Here is a 19,334-nt window from a genome sequence, read left to right as displayed (position 1 = left end):
CAGGCGTGACGGCCGTGAGCATGGATGCGTGGCCACCTCAAGTCCTGCTTGACCCATCAGTGCACTTGCATCTGGATGGCCAACCAGTGGGTACCGGAAGCACGGTTCTTGACTTCTGGGGCTGGGCGATGTCTGATTTCCGCGATAATACGAATCGTGGGCTTCTGGCTGAGTTTATCGTCGCCAAGGTGATTGGCGCTCGCCTACAGATCCGCTCCACCTGGGCCGATGTCGATCTTGAGACTCCTCAGGGGATATCCGTTGAAGTGAAATCAAGTGCCTACTTGCAAGCCTGGAACCCAAAGCTGGTCTCAAGACCTAGCTTCTCCGGTCTGAAGGCTCGCGCGTGGTCGCCAGACACTGGCTACGCCAAGCATGCGAGCTATCGCGCGATGGTGTACGTGTTTGCCCTGCAGGCTTCACGCCGGCGATCAGACTACGACGCCTTGAATCTCTCGCAGTGGCTGTTCTGGCTCGCGCCACGAAGTGCCCTTGAGGCACTCGGCCAGAAGTCGATTGCTCTGAGTTCTCTGGAGAAGCACTTCGGCCAGGGTTTTGGCTTTCAGGATCTTCATTCCAGATTCCATGCGATCACACGGGACCTTGACGGACATGGCCGAACCTCTTGATGAGCTTTGACGATCTCCGCAAGGCACCTGCCTTGGGCTGTCACTTACCCGAGGTGGCTCCGGTTAGTGTCGCTGCGATTCCCTCTCGCTACTGTCTGTTTGATGACGGTGTCATCTCGGTCATGTATGCACCGTTTGACCACATCAATCCCGACGCTCGCATCATGATCCTCGGCATCACCCCCGGTTTGCAGCAGACGCGAATCGCTTTCGAGACCGCCATTCTGATGCGAGGAGAGAATCAGCAACTTATTGGCATGGAGGTCAAACGACGTGCAGCTTTTGCTGGTGCCATGAGGGCCAATCTGATTTCCATGCTTGACGAGCTTCGTGTGGCGCCTCTGCTCGGCATCGAGTCCACCGCAGATCTGTTTTCGAGCAGGATAGACCTCCTGCACAGTACGTCTGCTCTGCGCTATCCCGTTTTCAAGCGCGGAGTCAACTACTCCGGCCATTCCCCGAAGCTGACGCAACACCCATTTCTTGTGGCGATGCTCGATCAGCTTCTGGCCCCAGAGCTTGCTGCGGTTCCCAAGGCTTTGATCGTTCCTCTCGGGAAAGCTGTTGAATCGGCGCTCCGCTATCTGGTGTCGCAAGGGCAGCTTTCGCGGGAGCGATGTCTTTATGGATTTCCCCACCCCTCGGGAGCCAATGCACACCGAAGGTGCACTTTCGAATCCCAGAAAGATAAGCTCTCTGCCGCAGCCATGGCTTGGCTCGGCTCCTGTGCACCTACATGGCCGTGAGCCGGTAACTGCCGGCAATCTCTGTGGGAGAGACGATCACCGCGCTTGTTACCCGATCAGCCCAAGGAGCCTTTCAGCTCTTCAGAGTGTCCATAAGCGCTGGTGTGCCATGTTAATCTTCCATTCTCTAGGAGCTATATCTGCACTTCTGTGAGTCGTGGTTTGTGGAAATATTGTACCGGGGCATTCTGGAGGGCCCCAGGCTTGGCATCGAACGTGAGGTGTTCTGTTTCACCACGTTCTTCAGTGGTGGAGCTCGCCCCAGCCCTCCGGCAGAACCTACGGGAGGCGGGCATCCGCTGCTGCGATCCCCGCCTCTCCGGCCGCAGCCCGGCGGCGGGGCAGATGGCGTTGTGCACCGAGTTCAGAGATGCCGGTGGGGGTTCACGCACCTGTGATTGCAACGGTTCAACGAATCGCGTCTGCTGAGTTAGCATGATGTGCATGTGGATCACGGCAACCTGCTTCCTTGAGTTTCACGTGCAGGTCGCCACTCCGTTCCTCTTCATGTTGCGCCCACGCAGTGGGTGGCAGCAATGGGTGGGTCGTGAGGAGTACATCCTGAGCCCCAGTGTGCCGGCGGTGGAATTTGCCGATCCGTTCGGCAACCTCTGTCAGCGGTTGATCGCGCCGCCGGGGCGATTCACCGTGCACACCGCGGTCGACATTCAGTGTGCAGAGGCCTCCGATGCCGCTCCCGGGGCTCCGTTTGTGGAGGTGCACCTCCTGCCTGAGGAAACGCTGCCGTTCCTTCTGCCCAGCAGGTTCTGCGAGTCCGACCGCTTCACCCGGATGGCGGCTTCGATCGTCAACGGCGAAGCCCCCGGCTATGACCAGTGCACGGCCATCGTGAACTACATCCGCCAGACGACGCGCTATGCCCCCGGCAGTGGACAGGACATCGTGAGTGCCTGTGAGGTGAATCAGAGGTCTGAGGCCGTCTGCCGCGACTTAGCCCATCTGGGCATTGCCTGTTGTCGTGCCCTCTCCATTCCGGCCCGCATGGTGGTGGGTTATCTGGAGAACTTGCAGCCGATGGATCTGCATGCCTGGTTCGAGGCCTATGTCGGAGGGCGGTGGTACACGTTCGATCCCACCCGCGCCGACCTCCAGGGTGCCCGGGTAGCGATCGCCTACGGCCGGGATGCCGCTGATGTTGCCATCTACACGCAATTCGGCGATCCGGTTGAGCTGCTCTCGATGAAGGTCACGGTTGATCGCATGGAGAAGCCTGGCTGAGCAACTGCCTATCCGTGGCCGCCAGCCGGGATCGATGCCATACCGCTACGCCCCAGTGCGCTGGATGGGGCTGGCTCCAGAGTGTTCCTCTCCCGGCTCCGCCTCAGATCTGAACCATGCCGCAGCGCATGCCCTTCAACACCGCCTGCAGTCGGTTGTGCACCTGGAGTGTCTGCAGCAACCACTTGGTGTAGGTGTGGGCGGTTTCATCGCTCACCACGAGACGCCTGGCGATGTCCCTGTCGCTCAGACCACTGGCCAGCAGGTCGAGAACTTCGTATTCCCGGGGGGTGAGTCGGGGACAGCTCAGGTGGGGCAAGGTGCCGGTGCGCAGGGATGGGCTGCGGTACGAGTGGCCGCCAAGCACGGCCATCACAGCCGCCTGCAGGGGCTGCTGATCGTCCACGAAGTCAGCCTCGGCCACAACGGCCTCCAGCCAGGGCGCCTCGATGCATTCGGCCGGAATCGCATCCCCGAGTGCCAGGACCACGGCATGGAGATGGGGACGAAGCTGGCGTGCCTCGCGGACGAGATCGAAACCATTGCCGCTCTCCAGGTAGTCGGTGCACACCAGCAGCTGGTAGGAATCACCGGCATCCTGCGCCAGGTACTCCAGGCAGGCCTCCTGATCGGTGACGGCGCAGGTGATGCGGGTGTAGCCCCCGAAGCTCCGGCACAGGGCGCGCAGCAGAAAGCGGCCCTTGGCCGCCAGGGCCACCCGGCCGGGGATCGCGATCGCTTCCAGGCCCTCCTCGTGGGTCCCCTTGTCGGTGGTGGCCAGAAAGGGCGTGAGATCCATGCGCAGAGGGGCCCCGGGGCGTGACGCAGAGCGCGCCATGAGAGCGGGCCACCAGCCACCCTAGAAGTGGCGGGGCTCCAGGCTGCTCCAGCCGTTGGCGCTGCCGGGCGTCTGGCGCAGGGTGGCCTGATCCGCATCCACCAGGGCCAGTCGCTCCATCACCAGGGCCAGGTCCAGGGCCGTGAGCTCGCCATTCACGTCCCATTTCAGGCAGGTGCGGCCCAGGCAACTGCCGGAGGTGGTGGTGGTGGATCGGTGGGCCATGGTGAGCCTCTTGCTGCGATGGGTTCAGTGTCGGCGGCGTGGGCCCGGCGGCGATGCCCCCAATCGGGGGTAATCGCGAAGGTTCTCCCGGCAGGGCACGCCTTCGGCCTCAGTCACGGGCAGAGCAGGGGGCGTTACCCCCTGGGCCGGAGGCTCTTCGAGACGTCCTGGAGTCGTGTGACCAGCTGCGTCCATTCCTCCCCCAGTTGCTTGCGACGAAAGAATTCGTGCAGCGTTTTTGGAAGCCATCCCCGCACATCCTGCAACCGTTCATGGGCAAACTCAGAGATCACTTCTTTGGCCTGTGATCCAGGAGAAGGATCGGTATGGAGGGGGATTATCCGGCGGCGCTTGCCAAGCAGCACCGTGATGAACCCGATGATCCGAAACGGCCCCTTGCTCACCGCGTGGCTGGGATTGGGTTGAAAAGGCATCTGGATGCCGCGGATATCGCAGTGCAGGCCTGAATGGCTGGTCTCAAGCTTGTTGAGCATCCACTGCAGGGCTCCATCTGAAAGCGGAGCCACAGCCTGATCGCCCCCACCCACGCCGCCATGCCCCCCGGGAAACCAGGCTTGCTGCAGATGATCACGATGGCTCGAATGCTCAGTGTCGATCGGGATCAGGCTGAAGGTGCTTCGCTCCTCCTCGATCGAAACCGCGTGGTAGGCGGCATGGATGATTGGGCTGATCTTCTCGTCGTGAAACTTGTATTTCGCGTTGAACAACGTGCTGGGCTGGATCGCGTTCAATTGCTTGGGCAGGGGGAGCTCGGGCAGACCCAGGGCCTTCACCGTATCCCATACGCCCAGGAATCTGATGGGGGGCCTGCCGTCTGGCGTGTCAGTGATGGCGTACTTCTGGCGGAAGGCCACGGCTTCGGAGCCCCAGGGTGCACAGTTCTCGTTGCTTTTGGGCTGCCGGTAGATCTCATAGGCGCGGGGTATCATCCGCACCTGCTCTCTTCTGAGAAGGCCGCAGTTGTAGATCAATCCGGCCAGGCTGCGCACCGTGTAGGCACCCCGGCTGAATCCAAACAGGTAGATCTGATCGCCCGGGCTGTAGTTCAGGCAGAGGAAGCGATAACACTTCATGATGCGATGGTCGATGCCAATCCCAAAGGCTCCGCCAAAGATCTTGATTAAGTTGTCGATGAAGTTCAGTCTGATGCTGATCTGCTTGGTGCCAACTCCTTCGTCGTAGTACGTCAGCTGGTCTCTCCCTTCCGATGTCTGGGGAGGAATGGCCTCCAGCAGCCTCACCACATTGGTCGGAAACGGCTGGGCAAGGTCTTGCCATGTGCCATCACTGAGCACGATCAGGTTCTTTCCTGTCACCTTTCCCGTCATCTTTCATGTGTGCGCGGCTGGATCCATCCTCGCCAGGCCTGTCAGTGGCCTGGCGTCCATCGTGAACACACGTAGCTCTGATGGTCAATCCGGAAGTCGAAAGTCTTTCCGAATGCTTCCGAATCGCCGCGATCCAAAGTGCCACAGTGAGGGTGACTTCCATTCTTGCCACCCATGACTCAGGCAGAAATGAAATCCCTGGCGCAACAGGCCGTGAAGCAGGCCTACACAACCCAGGTGATGCAGCTGTACAGCGTCTTGTCGTCGAAGCTGCTCACGGCCAGGGGTGGCGCGGAACAACTTGAAGCCTCCCGGCAATTCCAGAACGGCCTGGCTCTGGCCAGGGACACTCTTCTCACGGCCACCAGAAATCTGTGAAGCTCCTGGAAACCCCAGCGGCCTGGCACAGCTTGGGGGTTGGCTGAGAGGCGTGTGTGGGCGTCGAGCGATGGAGCCTGAGGGATGGAGCCCAGAAGGATGGAGCCCAGAAGGATGGAGTCGAAAACGATGAAGCCCTGTTGCATCGTTGGCATCGGCAACCCCCTGCGCGGCGACGACGGCGTGGGGGCCCTGCTGGCCGAGCAGGCGGGGGGGCGCAGCGTGCATCAGCTCACCCCCGAGCTGGCCGCCGAGCTGGCGCCGCTGCAGCGGGTGTTGTTCATCGATGCCTGGCTGGCGCCGGAGGTGGCGGGCGCCACCCCTTCGCCCCGGCTTGACCCTTTGCCCGTCGCCGCCCGGCCTGGAGACGGCAGCACCAGCCACCGGCTCGAGCCCGCCGAGCTGGTGGCGATCACGGCCGCCCTCTATGGCCGCGCCCCTCGGGCTGCCTGGCTGCGGGTGCCGGCCTTCGCCCTCGGCCACGGCAGCGCGCTCTCCGCGCCCCTGCGGGCCTCCCTGCCCCAGGCCCGCCGCCTGCTGCACCAGTGGCTGCAGGAGGGCAGCGCCGGTGCATGAGCTCAGCCTGATGGAGGCCGTGCGCGATCAGGCCCTGGCGGCGGCCCGCGCCGACGGGGCCCGCCGCATTGCTGCGATCAGCCTGCGGGTGGGGGAGCTTGCGGGGGTGGAGGTGGAGGCCCTGCGCTTCGCCTTCCCGGTGGTGATGGCGGGCACGATCGCCGCCTCCGCCGTGCTGCGCATCGAGCGGGAGCCGGCCGAATGCCACTGCGCCGTCTGCGACGCCCCCTTCCCCGCTCCGGATGGCTGCTGCGACTGCCCCCGCTGCGGCACGATCAGCCGCCGGCTGCTGCGCGGCCGCGACCTGCGCCTGCTGGCCCTGGAGGTGGAGTGAGCGGCTTGCTCAGAGGGTGTAAGGGTGCAGCACGTCCCCGAGTTCCAGCGGGAAATCGCGCACGTTGCGGGTGGCCAGGGTGAGACCGGCGCATCGGGCCGTGGCCAGGATGATCGCGTCGGGCACCTTCAACCCGTGGCGTTGCCGCAGCAGCACCGATTCGCGGGCAACGGCCTGATCCAGCGGCAGGCGCGGGAACGCCTGCAGCCAACCCTCCACCCGTTCCTGCTCCCCCTGGCGGCAGCCCACCAGCACCTCGATCCAGGTGATCACGCTGATGCTCGGACGCTGCTGCTCCGCCAGCCAGCGCAGGGCCACCGCCTCGCCCCGCAGCACGTCGATCAGCAGGTTGGTGTCAAGCAGCAGCATCAGCGGCCGGCCCACTCGCTGCGGAGCGCCTCCTGCAGATCCAGGGAGCCCTCGGGCCGGTCGCGCCAGAGGCCGAACACCTGCTCATGCTGCGGCCGCTGCTGCTCCAGCCACTGGCTCAGGGCTTCGCGCAGCGCCTGGGCCCGGGAGATGCCGCGCTGCCGGCACAGGGCATCGAGCTGGGCCCGCTCCGGCTCCGGCAGGTCCACGATCGTGCGCATGATGACGTGATCTGATTACGTCATCCTAGGTGTGCGTTGCCTTGGGGTCCTGGTCGTGACAAGGTCTGATTTCGAGAGGTCTGGACGATCAAAGTCACGGTGGCGTTGTCGGATCAGGAGATGGCGGAGGCCCTGCAGCAGCGCCGCCTCACCCGCAGCCCATCTGGCGGAGCCGGTGCGCCTGCGGCGACTGCAGCGTCCTGGCTGAGCCAGGCTGCCAGCGCCATCCGCTGTTCCTAGGTTGAAGGCGGCCCCAGCCCCGAGCCGCCATGTGCCGCGACTGCTCCTGCGGACAGGTGAGCTCCCCGCCCATGACGGCCGCTGAGCAGCCGGCCCGCACCACGCGCGCCCTGCCGCTGCACACCGCCCTGCTGCAGCGCAACGACGCCGGAGCCGATGCCCTGCGCCGGCGCTTTGCGGCCGCCGGGGTCACGGCGGTGAACCTGCTCTCCTCCCCCGGCTCCGGCAAAACCGCCCTGCTGGAGGCCCTCGCCCGGCGCCTGGATCCCGCCCGCCTGGCGGTGGTGGTGGGCGATCTGGCCACCGACAACGACGCCACCCGCCTGCGCGCCGCCGGCCTGCGGGCCGCGGCCATCACCACGGGCCAGGCCTGCCACCTGGAGGCGGCGATGGTGGCGGAGGGCCTGCATCGCCTCAGCCACCAGGGCGTGGCCCTCGAGCAGCTCGACCTGCTGGTGATCGAGAACGTGGGCAACCTGGTGTGTCCCGGTGCCTACGACCTGGGCGAGAGCCTGCGGGTGGTGCTGGTGTCCACCACCGAAGGCGAGGACAAGCCGCTCAAGTACGCGCCGATCTTCCACGCCGCCGACTTGGTGCTGATCACCAAGATCGACCTGGCCGAGGTGGTGGGCTTCAACCGCGCCGCCGCCCACGCCGCCATCGCCCGCGTAGCCCCCCACGCCCGGGTGCTGGAAACCTCCGCCCGCAGCGGCGCCGGCCTCGACGCCCTGATCGCCCTGCTGGGGCAGGCCGTTCCGGTGCCTTGAGCCAGGCCCGGCTGCTGCTGCACTGCCGCGGCACCGTGCAGGGGGTGGGCTTCCGGCCCTTCGTGCATCGCCTCGCCTCTGAGCTGGCCCTCACCGGCGAGCTGGAGAACGTGGCGGGAGCGGTGCGGCTGGACCTGCACGGCGAACGCCCGGCCCTGGAGACGTTTCTGAGCCGCCTTGCCAGGGAGCTGCCGCTGCCGGCGGTGCTGCGGCCGCTGCAGCCCACATGGCTCCCGCCCCGGCTGCCGCCGCCGGCCGGCCTGCGCATCGCCGCGGCGGCGCCCCGGCCCCTGGGTCCAGGCCTGTTCGCGCCGGCCCTGCTGGCCGACCGGGCCCCCTGCCCCGCCTGCCGGGCCGAGCTGGCCGATCCCGCCAGCCGCCGCCACCGCTACCCGTTCATCAGCTGCTGCGTGTGCGGCCCGCGCTATTCGATCGCCACCGCCGAGCCCTTCGCCCGCGCCCACACCACCCTGGCCGCCTTCCCCTTGTGCCCTGCCTGCCGGCGGGAGTTCGAGGATCCAACCGACCGCCGCTTCCACGCCGAAACCACCGGCTGCCCCGCCTGCGGGCCGCGGCTGGCGCTGGTGGATGGCAACGGCAACCCTCTCCCCGCTGCTGAGGGCCGCGACCCGATCGCCGCCGCGGCCGCCCTGCTCCGCTCCGGCGGCATCCTGGCCCTGCAGGGGGTGGGCGGCTTCCAGCTGCTGGTGGAGGCCACCCGGCCCCAGGCCGTGGCGGAACTGCGGCGGCGCAAGCGGCGGCCCGCCAAGCCCTTTGCGCTGCTGGTGGGCGATCCGGCCTGGCTGGCGGCAGAGGTGCGGATCGGCCCGGCGGAGCTGGCGCTGCTGCGCTCGCCGGCGGCGCCGATCGTGCTGCTGCGCCGCCGCCATGGCACCGTGGCGGTCTCCCTGGCCACGGATGTGGCCCCCGGCAGCCCGAGCCTCGGCGTGATGCTGCCCGCCTCGCCGCTGCACCAGCTGCTGGTGGAGGCGGTGGGCCGGCCGCTGGTGGCCACCAGCGGCAACCCCAGCGGCGAGCCCCTCTGCATCGATCCCCTCGAGGCCCGCCAGCGGCTGGGCGCCATCGCCGATGGCTTCCTGCTGCACAACCGCCCCATCGCCCGCCCCCTCGACGACTCCCTGCTGCAGCTCATCGACGGCCGCCCCGCCCTGCTGCGCCGCGCCCGCGGCTACGCCCCGGCCCCCCTCGATCTGCCTCAGCCTCCCCCCGCCGATCGGGCCGTGCTGGCCCTGGGCGGCGACCTCAAGGCGGCCCCGGCCCTGGCCCGGGGCGGTCGCGTGTGGGTGGCGCCCTACCAGGGCGATCTGGCCGGCCTGCGCCAGCAGCAGGCGGTGGAGCAGGGGCTCGACGCGATCCTGGAGCCCGGCCCCGGCCCCGCCCTGCAGGCGCTGGTGGCCGACGCCCACCCCGGCTACGTGGGCGGCGCCATCGCCGCGCGGCTGGCCCGGCGGCACGGGTTGCCCCTGCATCGGGTGCAGCACCACCGCGCCCATGGCCTGGCGGTGGCGGCCGAGCACGGCCTCAGGGGGCCCCTGCTGGTGTGGGCCGCCGACGGGCTGGGCTACGGCCCCGGGCCTGGGCCAGAACTCTGGGGCGGTGAGCTGCTGCTGCTGGATCCCGGCGCGGCGGGCGGGGGGGCAGCCCGGCGGCTGGCCTGTCTGCGGCCCTTCCCGCTGCCGGGCGGGGAGCGGGCCATGCGCGAGTGTCGCCGGGCGGCTCTGGGGCTGCTGCTGGCGGCCGATCCCGCCCTGCTCGATCACCCCGGCGCCGCCGGCTGCCGGGAGGCCTTCAGCACCGCCGCCCTGGAGCTGCTGGCGGCGGCCGTGGCCGGTGGCTGCAACGCGCCCCACACCACAGCCCTGGGGCGGCTGTTCGATGCCGTGGCTTCCCTGCTGGGCGTGCTGCAGGAGCAGAGCCACGAGGGGGAGAGCGGGCTGCGGCTGGAGGGGCTGGCCCAGGGCTGCATCGTGCCCCCGCTGCCCATCGAGCCCCTTCCCCTGATCCCCTCCCCCCCCGACGCCCAGCCCGCTGCGCCCCTGGGCTGGCTCGACTGGGAGCCGCTGCTGCGCCGGCTGCTGGCGGCCCGGGCCGAGGGCGCCCCCGCCGAGGCGCTGGCGTCAGGCTTTCATGACGCTCTGGCGGCCTCGCTGGTGGCCGCGGCGGCCCGGGCGGCCGAGATCACCGGCTGCCCCCAGGTGGCCCTGGCCGGCGGCTGCTTCCAGAACGCCCTGCTGCTGCAGGGCTCCCTCACCGGACTGCGCCGCGCCGGCCTCGTGCCCTTCTGGAGCGAGCAGGTGCCCTGCAACGACGGCGGCCTGGCCCTGGGCCAGCTGTGGGCAGTTCTGGGGAGCGTTTCTAGAACGGAGGCAGCCGCTCCGGCACCCCATGTGCCTGGCCACCGCGGGCCTGATCCTGGACATCGCTGAGGCCGGGGATCCCCTCTGGCGGAGCGCGGAGGTGGATTTCGGCGGCGTGCGCCAGCAGGTGAGCCTGGCCTGCCTGCCCGAGGCGGTGGTGGGTGACCGGGTGCTCGTGCACGTGGGGGTGGCCCTCGCCCTGGTGGACGAAGCGGAGCTTCAGGGAGAAGGGGAATGACGACACTCACCCAGCTGCCCGGGGTTCAGGCGGCGGTTCAGCCCGAGCGGGTCACGCTCGACGCCAACGAGGCGGTGGCGCGGGTGGCCTACCGCCTCAACGAGGTGATCGCCATCTACCCGATCACCCCCGCCTCGCCCATGGGCGAATGGGCCGATGCCTGGGCGTCGCAGGGGCGGCCCAACCTCTGGGGAGCGGTGCCGGAGGTGGTGGAGCTGCAGAGCGAGGGGGGCGCCGCCGGCACGGTGCATGGCGCCCTGCAGGCCGGGGCGCTCACCACCACCTTCACCGCCAGCCAGGGCCTGCTGCTGATGCTCCCCAACCTCTACAAGGTGGCGGGGGAGCTGACGCCGGCGGTGATCCATGTGGCCGCCCGCTCCCTGGCCGCCCAGGGGCTCTCGATCTTCGGTGACCACGGCGATGTGATGGCCGCCCGCGGCACCGGCTGGGGCCTCCTCTGCTCGGCCTCGGTGCAGGAGGCCGCCGACATGGCCGCCATCGCGGCGCGGGCCAGCCTGCGCAGCCGGCTGCCGTTCCTGCATGTGTTCGACGGCTTCCGCACCTCCCACGAGATCCAGAAGGTGGCGGCCCTGGATGACGACCTCCTGCGCGCCCTGATCCCCGAAGACGCGGTGCGCGAGCACCGCGCCCGTGCCCTCAGCCCCGAGCATCCGGTGGTGCGGGGCACGGCCCAGAACCCGGATGTGTACTTCCAGGCGCGGGAGTCGGTGAACCGCTTCCATGACGCCGGCCCGGCCGCCGTGCTGGAGGCGATGGACCGGTTCGCCGCCCTCACCGGCCGCCGCTACCAGCCCTACCAGTACACGGGGCCGGCCGATGCCGAGCGGGTGCTGGTGCTGATGGGCTCCGGTGCCGAAACCGCCCTGGAGGCGGCCGAGGTGCTGCAGGCCGCCGGCGAGCGGGTGGGGGTGCTGAAGCTGCGGCTGTTCCGGCCCTTCGCGGCCCGCTGGCTGGTGGAGGCCCTGCCGGCCACCACCCGGGCGATCGCCGTGCTGGACCGCTGCAAGGAGCCCGGCTCGGTGGGCGAGCCCCTCTATCTCGATGTGCTGGCCGCCGTGGCCGAGGCCTGGCCCGCCGTGCATGGCCCGCTGCCCCTGCCCCGGGTGCTGGGCGGGCGCTACGGGCTCTCCTCCAAGGAGTTCACCCCGGCGATGGTGAAGGCGGTGGCCGATCACCTCAAGGGGGCGCTCGTGCCGGGGGCGGATGCGCTCAACCACTTCACGGTGGGCATCCACGACGACGTGACCCACCGCTCCCTGCCGCTGGAGGAGAGCTTCGTCACCGAACGCCCCCGCTCCGAAAGCGGCGAGGTGCGGGCCGTGTTCTACGGCCTCGGCTCCGATGGCACCGTGGGCGCCAACAAGGCGGCGATCAAGATCATCGGCGAGGGCACCGATCTCTTCGCCCAGGGCTACTTCGTCTACGACTCGAAGAAATCGGGTTCGGTCACCGTGTCGCACCTGCGCTTCGGGCCGCGGCCGATCCGCTCCACCTATCTGATCCAGCGGCCCACCTTCGTGGCCTGCCACCAGTGGGATTTCGTGGGCCGCTTCGATCTGCTGGCCGGCATCGAGCCGGGCGGGGTGGTGCTGCTCAACAGTCCCTTCGAGCCGGCCGAAACCTGGGCGCGGCTGCCGGAGGCGCTGCGGGGGCAGATCCGCCGGGGCGGCCTGGCGGTGCACGTGATCAACGCCTACCGGGTGGCCCGCGAGGCGGGCATGGGGCCCCACATCAACACCGTGATGCAGGCCTGCTTCTTCGCCCTCAGCGGCGTGCTGCCCCGCCAGGAGGCCCTCGAGCGGATCCGCGCCTCCATCCACCACAGCTACGGCCGCAAGGGGGAGGCGGTGGTGGCCATGAACCTGGCCGCCCTCGATGCCAGCCTCGACCACCTGCAGCCGCTGCACTGGCGCAGCCTCGATGCCGAGGCGACGGCACCCCTGCCCGGCGCGGTGGCCCAGCCGGGGCCTGCCCGGAGCCCTGCCTCCAGCGAGCCCAGCCTCACCGAGCCCAGCGTCCGCGAGCGGCTGGCGGCGGCGCCGCCCTTCGTGCGGCACGTGATCGCCCCGATGCTGGAGCGCCGCGGCGATGGGCTGCCCGTGAGCGCCCTGCCCTGCGACGGCACCTGGCCGGTGGGCACCGCCCGCTGGGAGAAGCGCAACATCGCCGCCGAGGTGCCGGTGTGGGAGAGCGACCTGTGTGTGCAGTGCGGCAAGTGCGTGATGGTGTGCCCCCACGGCGTGATCCGCGCCAAGGTGGCCGAGCCCGAGGCCTTCGCCGCGGCCCCCGAGGGCTTCCGCACCGCCCCCGCCCGCGACCACGCTTTCCCCGGGCAGACCTTCACCATCCAGGTGGCCGCTGAAGACTGCACCGGCTGCAGCCTCTGCGTGGAGGTGTGTCCGGCGCGGGATCGCCGCCAGCCCCGGCGCAAGGCGATCAACATGGCGCCGCAGCGGCCCCTGCGCCAGCAGGCCCGCGGCCACTGGGACTACTTCCTGCAGCTGCCGGAGGTGCCCAGGGCCGGGCTGAACCTGCACAGGATCGGCCAGCAGCAGCTGCAGGAGCCCCTGTTCGCCTTCTCCGGCGCCTGCGCCGGCTGCGGCGAAACGCCCTATCTCAAGCTCGCCACCCAGCTGTTCGGCGACCGCATGCTGGTGGCCAACGCCACCGGCTGCAGCTCCATCTACGGCGGCAACCTGCCCACCACCCCCTGGAGCGCCAACGGCGAAGGCCGCGGCCCGGCCTGGAGCAATTCCCTGTTCGAGGACAACGCCGAGTTCGGCTACGGCATGCGGGTGGCCCTCGACCAGCGGCGCCAGGCGGCCCTCTCCCTGCTGGAGTGCCTGGCGCCCCAGCTGCCGCCGGCCCTGGTGGAGGCCCTGCGCACGGCGGACCAGGGCGATGAGGCCGGCCTCCTGGAGCAGCGGCAGCGGGTGGCCCTGCTCAAGGAGCGGCTGCAGGCCTTGGGGCAGGAGGCCGGCGCCGAACCCTCCCGCGCCGCCGCCCGCCTCCTGGAGCTGGCCGATGCTCTGGTGAAAACCAGCGTGTGGCTGGTGGGCGGCGACGGCTGGGCCTACGACATCGGCTTCGGCGGCCTCGATCACGTGCTGGCCAGCGGCCGTGACGTGAACGTGCTGGTGCTCGACACCGAGGTGTACTCCAACACCGGCGGCCAGGCCTCGAAGGCCACGCCCCTGGGGGCGGTGGCCAAGTTCGCCGCCGGCGGCAAGGGGGCCGCCAAGAAGGATCTGGGCCTGATGGCGATGACCTACGGCCACGTGTATGTGGCCAGCGTGGCCATGGGCGCCCGGGACGAGCACACCATCCGCGCCTTCCTCGAGGCGGAGAGCTACCCGGGCCCCTCGCTGATCCTGGCCTACTCCCACTGCATCGCCCACGGCATCGCCATGGCCAGGGGGATGGAACACCAGAAGCTGGCGGTGGATGCGGGCCGCTGGCTGCTCTACCGCCACGACCCCCGGCGGCTGGAGCGGGGCGAGAACCCCCTGCAGCTCGACAGTCCGGCGCCGAGCCGTTCCCTGAAGGAGGCGATGGCGGCGGAACAGCGCTTCCAGATGCTGCGCTACAGCCAGCCCGAACGGGCCCACCAGCTGCTGGAGGAGGCGGAGAGGGAGCGCGACCGCCGCTGGGCCGCCTATCGCGCCCTGGCCGGCAGCGGCGGAGGCCTGCGGTCATGACCACAAGCTCCCTGCGGCCCGACCTCTCCACCTCCTACCTGGGGCTGCCGCTGCGCACGCCGCTGGTGGTGGGGGCGGCCGGACCCCTCAGCGAAACCGTGGCCCAGCTCGAGGTTCTGGAGCAGGCCGGCGCCGCCGCGATCGTGCTGCATTCGCTGTTCGAGGAGCAGATCGAGCGGGAGCAGCTCGCCCTGCACTGGCAGGTGCAGCAGGGCAGCGAGAGCTACGGCGAGGCCCTCAGCTACCTGCCCGAGCTGGCCGCCACCCACGGGGGCGCCGACCCCTACCTGCGGCTGATCGAGCAGGCGCGCCGCCGGCTCTCGATCCCGGTGATCGCCAGCCTCAACGGCAGCCGCGCCGGCCGCTGGGTGGAGACGGCGCGCCGCATCGAGGCCGCCGGGGCCGCTGCCCTCGAACTCAACATCTATTCCATGCCCACCGATCCCGAGCTCTCCAGCGCCGCCATCGAGGCCCGGGTGGAGGAGATCGTGCGGGAGGTGCGGGCCGAGGTGGCCCTGCCCCTGGCGGTGAAGCTGGGGCCTTTCTTCACCAACTTCAGCGCCATGGCGCGGCGGGTGGCGGCGGCCGGCGCCCAGGGCCTGGTGCTGTTCAACCGCTTCTACCAGCCCGACATCGACATCGAGGAGATGACGGTGCGGCCCAATCTGCTGCTCAGCACTCCCCATGATCTGCGCCTGCCGATGCGCTGGATCGCCCTGCTGCATGGGCGGGTGGCGCTGGATCTGATCGGCAGTGGCGGCGTGCACCGCGGCACCGACGTGGTGCGGCTGCTGATGGCGGGCGCCTGCGCCACCCAGGTGGTGGCGGCCCTGCTGCGCCACGGGCCCGAGCGTCTGCGGGGGCTGGAGGACGAGCTGGCCGTCTGGATGGTGGAACACGAGCTGGCCAGCGTCAGCGCGCTGATCGGCTGCATGAGCCAGGCCCAGTGCCCCGATCCCGAGGAGTACGAGCGGGCCCAGTACATGCGGGTGATCCAGAGCTACCGCCCCGGCTCCACCATCCCGGCGCCGGGGGGCTGGTGAGCCGGGTCGCCGAGCTGGCCGCGCGGCTCCGCGCCAGCGTGACCCGCCCCTGGACGCTGATGGAGGTGTGCGGCGGCCAGACCCACGCCATCGTGCGCTGGGGCCTCGATCAGCTCCTGCCCGAGGGGCTGCGGCTGATCCATGGCCCGGGCTGCCCGGTGTGCGTCACCCCGGCCGCCACCCTCGATGCGGCCCTGGCCCTGGCCCGCCGGCCGGAGGTGATCCTCTGCTCCTACGGCGACATGCTGCGGGTGCCCGGCAGCGCGCCCGGCGACGATCTGCTGGGGGTGCGGGCGGCCGGCGGCGACGTGCGCCTGCTCACCTCGCCGCTGCAGGCGATCGCCCTGGCCCGGGAGAATGCTGGGCGGCAGGTGGTGTTCCTGGCGGTGGGCTTCGAGACCACGGCGCCGGCCACGGCCCTGCTGGCCCGCCAGGCCCTGGCCCTCGGCCTGGCCAACCTCTCGCTGCTCAACGCCCATGTGCGGGTGCCGCCGGCGATGGCCGCGATCCTCGAAGCCCCCGGCAACCAGGTGCAGGGCTTTCTGGCGGCGGGCCATGTGTGCACGGTGATGGGCCTGCAGGAGCTGGAGCCGCTCGCCGCCGGCCACGGCGTGCCGGTGGTGGCCACGGGGTTCGCGCCCGAGGAGCTGCTATTGGGCCTGTGGCGCTGCGTGCAGCTGCTGGAGGCCGGCACCCCCGCGGTGGTGAACGCCTATGGCCAGGTGGTGCGGCAGCACGGCAACCCCCGCGCCCGGGCCCTGCTGCAGGAGGTGTTCGCGGTGGTGGATCAGCCCTGGCGCGGGCTGGGGGTGATCCCGGGGGGGGGGCTGGGGCTGCGGCCCGCTTACGCGGCTCTCGATGCCCGCCAGCGCTTCGGGCTGTGCGACCAGGCGCCAGGGTCCGGCGGTGAGACCACCAGCCGGGACGACGACGGCGTCTCGGAGTGCATCGCCGGCCTGATTCTGCAGGGACGGGCCGTGCCCACCGACTGCCCCGCCTTCGGCGGCCGCTGCCGGCCGGAGCATCCGCTCGGGGCGCCGATGGTGTCGAGCGAGGGGGCCTGCGCGGCCTACCACCGCTACCGCAGCGCCGCGCCGACGACCGCCGCCGCCCTGTGAGCGGTTCCCCGCCCCTGCCCCAGGACGGTGAGGCCTGCATCCAGCTGGCCCACGGCGGCGGCGGCACCCTGATGCAGCAGCTGATCGATCAGGAGCTGCGGGCCCTCTACGCCGATCCGGAGCAGGTGCTGCACGATGCCGCCAGCCTGGCGCTGCCCCACGGCCGGCTGGCCTTCAGCACCGATGGCTACGTGGTGCAGCCGCTGGAGTTTCCGGGCGGCGACATCGGCCGGCTGGCGGTGGTGGGCACCGCCAACGATCTGGCCATGGCCGGGGCCCGCCCCCTGTGGATCAGCGTGGCCCTGATCCTGGAGGAGGGGCTGCCGCTGGCGCTGCTGCGGCGGCTGGTGGCCTCGATGGCGGCCGCGGCCCGGGAGTGCGGCGTGGCGATCGTCACCGGCGACACCAAGGTGGTGGAGCGGGGCAAGGCCGACGGCCTCTTCATCACCACCAGCGGCATCGGCGCGCTGCCCGATCCCGCCCCGGGGCGCACGGCCGCCACCGATCCCGGCGTCATCAATCCCGCCGCCATCCGCCCCGGCGATCAGGTGCTGGTGAGCGGCGATCTGGGCCGCCATGGGGTGGCGATCCTCGCCGCCCGCCACGGGCTGCGGCTGGAGCCGCCCGTGCTCAGCGACTGCGCTCCTCTCTGGCCCCTGGTGGAGCAGCTGCTGGCGGCCGGCGCGGTGCCCCACTGCCTGCGGGATCTCACCCGCGGCGGGCTGGCCAGTGCCCTGCAGGAGCTGGCCCTGGCGGCCGGGGTGGAGATCGCCATCGAGGAGGAGCGTCTGCCGGTGATCCCGGCGGTGGCCGGCACCTGCGCGCTGCTCGGCTTCGAGCCCCTGCACCTGGCCAACGAGGGGCGGCTGGTGGCGGTGGTGGCACCGGAGCAGCGGGCGCTGGTGGAGCCGTTGCTCGAGGCTGGGGGCGGCGCCTGGATCGGGGAGGTGCGGCCGGCCGGCCGGAGCCCGCGGGTGCTGCTCACCACGGCCCTCGGCACCGAGCGGCTGCTCCTGCCCCTCAGCGGCGAACTGCTGCCACGGATCTGCTGAGGGATCTGCTGAGGGTTCCTCTGGGCGATCAGTTGGGTGATCAGGTGAGCGGTTCGCGCCGCCACAGGGCCAGTCCCCCACCCCGGCCGCGGGCCACCAGCCAGGCCTTCTCCCCCTCCCGGCGGCTGGCGATCAGGGCAAAGAAGGGCAGCGACCGCTCGGCCGGCCGGGCCAGCGGCCGCTGCCACAGCCGCCGTTCCCCCAGCCGCAGTTCGAGGCGATCGAACCAGAACACCAGCAGGGGCCGGCGGCCCCGCAGCTCCCCGGCCCCCATGAAGCGCACCTCCAGGCCCCCGAGCCGCACGCTGTTGCGCACCGCCAGCTGGCCGTGCTCGCCCGGGGTGAGGCTGAGGCTCGCCGCCAGGGGCCGCAGCAGCCCCGCCGCGACCTGCAACGGCCGGGCCTGGCGATCCCAGAGCCGCTGCAACCGCCAGCAGCCACGCAGATCCTCCTGGCCCAGCCCCGAGCCCTGCCCGCGGCTGCCCCGTTCCAGCTCCAGGATCGCGGCACCGTCGGGCTCGGACAGGGGCATCAGGGCGGCTGCGGTTGCCGACATTCTTGGCGCTGGCCGGGATCGGCCCTCCCCGCCCCTACTTCACACGTCGCAATCGTTGCATGGGTATCCCTGCTCAACCTGCTTGCCTGCCTGGGGGGATGTTCATACGGTCGAAGAACATTCACCTCCCGGCGCCATGACGGTTTCCCACGGCCACTCCAACGCAGTCGATTCCCTGAGCGGCCATCCACCCTCCGTCTCCTTCCCCCAGGCGGACCATGATCCGGTGGAGGCCTATTTCGAGTGCATCACCACCTGCTCCATCGACGATGGGGAGTGTGTGACCACCTGCACGGAAATCCTGCGCCAGCACAGCTGAGACCGCACAGCTGAGACCGCACAGTTGAGGCAACTCAGCTGAAGCACCACAGCTGAAGCACCACAGCTGAGCTCCCTTCCCCACGCCGCCGCCCCGGCGATCGTTCCCCGCGATGGTTCTGCAACAGCGGCGTGAGCCCTATCCCCACTGGGAATACACCGATCCTTCCGGTGCCGAGGTGCTGCGGGTGGTGCCCGAGCGAGGTGGCCTGGTCACCGGCTGGAGCAGCCTGGGCCGCGACTGGCTCTACTTCGACGCGGAGCGCTTCGCCGATCCGGATCTGTCGGTGCGGGGGGGGATCCCGGTGCTGTTTCCGATCTGCGGCGGCCTCCCCGACGGCCGGCTGCCCCTGCCCCAGGGGGTGTTCACCCTGGCCCAGCACGGTTTCGCCCGTGACCGGGCCTGGGAGCTGTCGGCCCTGGAGGGTGGCGATGGCGTGCGGCTCACCCTTGCCCATGACCCGCACACGCTGGCGGCCTTCCCCTTTCTCTTCCGCCTCAGCCTCGAGTACCGGCTGGCCCCCGGCCAGCTGGGCATCACGGCGCAGGTGGCCAACGCGGGCGAGGATCCGATGCCCTTCAGCTTCGGGCTCCATCCCTACTGGGCCGTTGACGACCTTTCGGCCGTGCGCCTCGAGGGGCTGCCGGCGGAGGGCTTCGACCACCACACCATGGCGCCGGCCACCCTGGCCGCGCAGCTCGAGGCGCTGGGCGAAGGCGTGGACCTGCTGGCCCACCCTGCCGGCCCGGTCCGGCTGCGCGGCGTCGCCGGCGGCGCCGCGGTGACCCTGGAGCCGGACGCTCCCCTGGACCTGGTGGTGCTCTGGACCGATCCGCCCAGGCCGATGGTGTGCCTGGAGCCCTGGACAGCGCCCCGCGGGGCGCTGATCAGCGGGGATCGCCGCCTGCTGGTGGATCCGGGCGGCTGCTGCAGCCTGAGCTGCCGCTACCGGGTGGACCGCGGGTGGGGCTGATTCCCATCCCTGGCTAGGAGTGGGTAT

At 70.2% G+C, this 19,334-nt stretch carries 21 protein-coding genes; 15 read left to right on the top strand and 6 right to left on the bottom strand.

The window, feature by feature from the left end; translation table 11 throughout:
* Positions 1-5 precede the first annotated feature (5 nt).
* From CBM981_RS15300 to CBM981_RS07750, 3 genes are all read left to right on the top strand, one after another.
* Positions 6-629, top strand: a complete 624-nt coding sequence (locus CBM981_RS15300; RefSeq protein WP_157665378.1) for a hypothetical protein — start codon at positions 6-8, stop codon at positions 627-629.
* Positions 629-1,375 carry a uracil-DNA glycosylase family protein gene (locus CBM981_RS07755; protein WP_087067948.1) on the top strand — a complete coding sequence of 249 codons (747 nt, stop codon included), beginning with the start codon at positions 629-631 and terminating at the stop codon, positions 1,373-1,375. Before CBM981_RS15300 ends, CBM981_RS07755 begins: the two co-directional genes overlap by 1 nt.
* A gap of 444 nt (positions 1,376-1,819) precedes the next feature.
* Positions 1,820-2,614 (top strand): transglutaminase family protein, encoded by a 795-nt coding sequence (locus tag CBM981_RS07750; RefSeq protein ID WP_087067947.1) that lies wholly within the window; start codon positions 1,820-1,822, stop codon positions 2,612-2,614.
* Positions 2,615-2,717: 103 nt separating this feature from the next.
* Here CBM981_RS07750 and CBM981_RS07745 read toward each other — a convergent pair whose 3' ends face one another.
* The 3 genes from CBM981_RS07745 to CBM981_RS07735 all read right to left on the bottom strand — a co-directional run bounded on the left by CBM981_RS07745 (position 2,718) and on the right by CBM981_RS07735 (position 5,026).
* Positions 2,718-3,413: a response regulator transcription factor gene (locus tag CBM981_RS07745; RefSeq protein ID WP_087067946.1), complete on the bottom strand. Its 696-nt coding sequence runs from the start codon at positions 3,411-3,413 to the stop codon at positions 2,718-2,720.
* Positions 3,414-3,473: 60 nt separating this feature from the next.
* Positions 3,474-3,677 (bottom strand): hypothetical protein, encoded by a 204-nt coding sequence (locus CBM981_RS07740; RefSeq protein WP_087067945.1) that lies wholly within the window; start codon positions 3,675-3,677, stop codon positions 3,474-3,476.
* Between the two features lie 134 nt (positions 3,678-3,811).
* On the bottom strand, positions 3,812-5,026 hold the full coding sequence (locus CBM981_RS07735) for a DUF2235 domain-containing protein (RefSeq protein WP_087067944.1): 1,215 nt from the start codon (positions 5,024-5,026) through the stop codon (positions 3,812-3,814).
* A 189-nt stretch (positions 5,027-5,215) separates the two neighbouring features.
* Between CBM981_RS07735 and CBM981_RS07730 the strand changes: the two genes are divergently transcribed.
* From CBM981_RS07730 to hypA, 3 genes are all read left to right on the top strand, one after another.
* Entirely contained in the window at positions 5,216-5,404 is a 189-nt protein-coding gene (locus CBM981_RS07730) for a hypothetical protein (protein WP_087067943.1), read from the top strand.
* A gap of 114 nt (positions 5,405-5,518) precedes the next feature.
* Entirely contained in the window at positions 5,519-5,980 is a 462-nt protein-coding gene (locus tag CBM981_RS07725) for a hydrogenase maturation protease (RefSeq protein ID WP_157665377.1), read from the top strand.
* A complete protein-coding gene (hypA, locus tag CBM981_RS07720) occupies positions 5,973-6,314 on the top strand; it encodes a hydrogenase maturation nickel metallochaperone HypA (protein WP_087067941.1) in 342 nt (113 codons plus the stop codon). The genes CBM981_RS07725 and hypA overlap by 8 nt, the downstream gene beginning before the upstream one ends.
* A 9-nt stretch (positions 6,315-6,323) precedes the next feature.
* On the opposite strand, the gene CBM981_RS07715 is transcribed toward hypA, so the two are convergent.
* Together CBM981_RS07715 and CBM981_RS07710 are read right to left on the bottom strand one after the other, a co-directional pair.
* The gene (locus CBM981_RS07715) at positions 6,324-6,683 is read right to left on the bottom strand and encodes a type II toxin-antitoxin system VapC family toxin (protein ID WP_225867604.1); all 360 of its coding nucleotides are present in this window, start codon (positions 6,681-6,683) and stop codon (positions 6,324-6,326) included.
* Positions 6,683-6,904, bottom strand: a complete 222-nt coding sequence (locus CBM981_RS07710; protein WP_087067940.1) for a CopG family transcriptional regulator — start codon at positions 6,902-6,904, stop codon at positions 6,683-6,685. Before CBM981_RS07710 ends, CBM981_RS07715 begins: the two co-directional genes overlap by 1 nt.
* 311 nt (positions 6,905-7,215) lie before the next feature.
* On the opposite strand from CBM981_RS07710, the gene hypB reads away from it, so the two are divergent.
* From hypB to hypE, 7 genes are read left to right on the top strand one after another with little or no spacing between them, the layout of a single operon-like run.
* Positions 7,216-7,911 (top strand): hydrogenase nickel incorporation protein HypB, encoded by a 696-nt coding sequence (gene hypB / locus CBM981_RS07705; RefSeq protein WP_225867603.1) that lies wholly within the window; start codon positions 7,216-7,218, stop codon positions 7,909-7,911.
* On the top strand, positions 7,908-10,358 hold the full coding sequence (gene hypF, locus CBM981_RS07700) for a carbamoyltransferase HypF (protein ID WP_087067939.1): 2,451 nt from the start codon (positions 7,908-7,910) through the stop codon (positions 10,356-10,358). The genes hypB and hypF overlap by 4 nt, the downstream gene beginning before the upstream one ends.
* The gene (locus tag CBM981_RS07695; RefSeq protein WP_087067938.1) at positions 10,318-10,527 is read left to right on the top strand and encodes a HypC/HybG/HupF family hydrogenase formation chaperone; all 210 of its coding nucleotides are present in this window, start codon (positions 10,318-10,320) and stop codon (positions 10,525-10,527) included. The genes hypF and CBM981_RS07695 overlap by 41 nt, the downstream gene beginning before the upstream one ends.
* Positions 10,524-14,246, top strand: coding sequence for a pyruvate:ferredoxin (flavodoxin) oxidoreductase (gene nifJ / locus CBM981_RS07690; RefSeq protein WP_087067937.1), 3,723 nt, complete (start codon positions 10,524-10,526; stop codon positions 14,244-14,246). The genes CBM981_RS07695 and nifJ overlap by 4 nt, the downstream gene beginning before the upstream one ends.
* Entirely contained in the window at positions 14,243-15,289 is a 1,047-nt protein-coding gene (locus tag CBM981_RS07685; RefSeq protein ID WP_087067936.1) for a dihydroorotate dehydrogenase-like protein, read from the top strand. The genes nifJ and CBM981_RS07685 overlap by 4 nt, the downstream gene beginning before the upstream one ends.
* Positions 15,286-16,407 carry a hydrogenase formation protein HypD gene (hypD, locus tag CBM981_RS07680; protein WP_087067935.1) on the top strand — a complete coding sequence of 374 codons (1,122 nt, stop codon included), beginning with the start codon at positions 15,286-15,288 and terminating at the stop codon, positions 16,405-16,407. Before CBM981_RS07685 ends, hypD begins: the two co-directional genes overlap by 4 nt.
* Positions 16,404-17,459, top strand: coding sequence for a hydrogenase expression/formation protein HypE (gene hypE / locus CBM981_RS07675; protein ID WP_087067934.1), 1,056 nt, complete (start codon positions 16,404-16,406; stop codon positions 17,457-17,459). The genes hypD and hypE overlap by 4 nt, the downstream gene beginning before the upstream one ends.
* Positions 17,460-17,499: 40 nt before the next feature.
* Here hypE and CBM981_RS07670 read toward each other — a convergent pair whose 3' ends face one another.
* A complete protein-coding gene (locus CBM981_RS07670) occupies positions 17,500-17,991 on the bottom strand; it encodes a hypothetical protein (RefSeq protein WP_087069276.1) in 492 nt (163 codons plus the stop codon).
* Between the two features lie 160 nt (positions 17,992-18,151).
* Here CBM981_RS07670 and CBM981_RS07665 point away from each other — a divergent pair, with 160 nt between their 5' ends.
* Together CBM981_RS07665 and CBM981_RS07660 are read left to right on the top strand one after the other, a co-directional pair.
* Positions 18,152-18,334: a hypothetical protein gene (locus tag CBM981_RS07665; protein ID WP_087067933.1), complete on the top strand. Its 183-nt coding sequence runs from the start codon at positions 18,152-18,154 to the stop codon at positions 18,332-18,334.
* Between the two features lie 112 nt (positions 18,335-18,446).
* Positions 18,447-19,307 carry a galactose mutarotase gene (locus CBM981_RS07660; protein WP_087067932.1) on the top strand — a complete coding sequence of 287 codons (861 nt, stop codon included), beginning with the start codon at positions 18,447-18,449 and terminating at the stop codon, positions 19,305-19,307.
* Positions 19,308-19,334: the final 27 nt, after the last annotated feature.

Origin of the sequence: Cyanobium sp. NIES-981 (genome assembly GCF_900088535.1) — a bacterium.
GTDB lineage: Bacteria > Cyanobacteriota > Cyanobacteriia > PCC-6307 > Cyanobiaceae > NIES-981.
This window is presented reverse-complemented; position numbering and strand designations above follow the sequence as displayed.

Coding starts and splice junctions, on each gene's coding strand:
- CBM981_RS07755 (WP_087067948.1), top strand. CDS start 629: ATGAGCTTTGACGATCTCCGCAAGGCACCTGCCTTGGGCTGTCACTTA.
- CBM981_RS07750 (WP_087067947.1), top strand. CDS start 1,820: ATGTGGATCACGGCAACCTGCTTCCTTGAGTTTCACGTGCAGGTCGCC.
- CBM981_RS07745 (WP_087067946.1), bottom strand. CDS start 3,413: ATGGATCTCACGCCCTTTCTGGCCACCACCGACAAGGGGACCCACGAG.
- CBM981_RS07740 (WP_087067945.1), bottom strand. CDS start 3,677: ATGGCCCACCGATCCACCACCACCACCTCCGGCAGTTGCCTGGGCCGC.
- CBM981_RS07735 (WP_087067944.1), bottom strand. CDS start 5,026: ATGACGGGAAAGGTGACAGGAAAGAACCTGATCGTGCTCAGTGATGGC.
- CBM981_RS07730 (WP_087067943.1), top strand. CDS start 5,216: ATGAAATCCCTGGCGCAACAGGCCGTGAAGCAGGCCTACACAACCCAG.
- CBM981_RS07725 (WP_157665377.1), top strand. CDS start 5,519: ATGGAGTCGAAAACGATGAAGCCCTGTTGCATCGTTGGCATCGGCAAC.
- CBM981_RS07715 (WP_225867604.1), bottom strand. CDS start 6,683: ATGCTGCTGCTTGACACCAACCTGCTGATCGACGTGCTGCGGGGCGAG.
- CBM981_RS07710 (WP_087067940.1), bottom strand. CDS start 6,904: ATGCGCACGATCGTGGACCTGCCGGAGCCGGAGCGGGCCCAGCTCGAT.
- hypB (WP_225867603.1), top strand. CDS start 7,216: ATGACGGCCGCTGAGCAGCCGGCCCGCACCACGCGCGCCCTGCCGCTG.
- CBM981_RS07695 (WP_087067938.1), top strand. CDS start 10,318: ATGTGCCTGGCCACCGCGGGCCTGATCCTGGACATCGCTGAGGCCGGG.
- nifJ (WP_087067937.1), top strand. CDS start 10,524: ATGACGACACTCACCCAGCTGCCCGGGGTTCAGGCGGCGGTTCAGCCC.
- CBM981_RS07685 (WP_087067936.1), top strand. CDS start 14,243: ATGACCACAAGCTCCCTGCGGCCCGACCTCTCCACCTCCTACCTGGGG.
- CBM981_RS07670 (WP_087069276.1), bottom strand. CDS start 17,991: ATGCCCCTGTCCGAGCCCGACGGTGCCGCGATCCTGGAGCTGGAACGG.
- CBM981_RS07665 (WP_087067933.1), top strand. CDS start 18,152: ATGACGGTTTCCCACGGCCACTCCAACGCAGTCGATTCCCTGAGCGGC.
- CBM981_RS07660 (WP_087067932.1), top strand. CDS start 18,447: ATGGTTCTGCAACAGCGGCGTGAGCCCTATCCCCACTGGGAATACACC.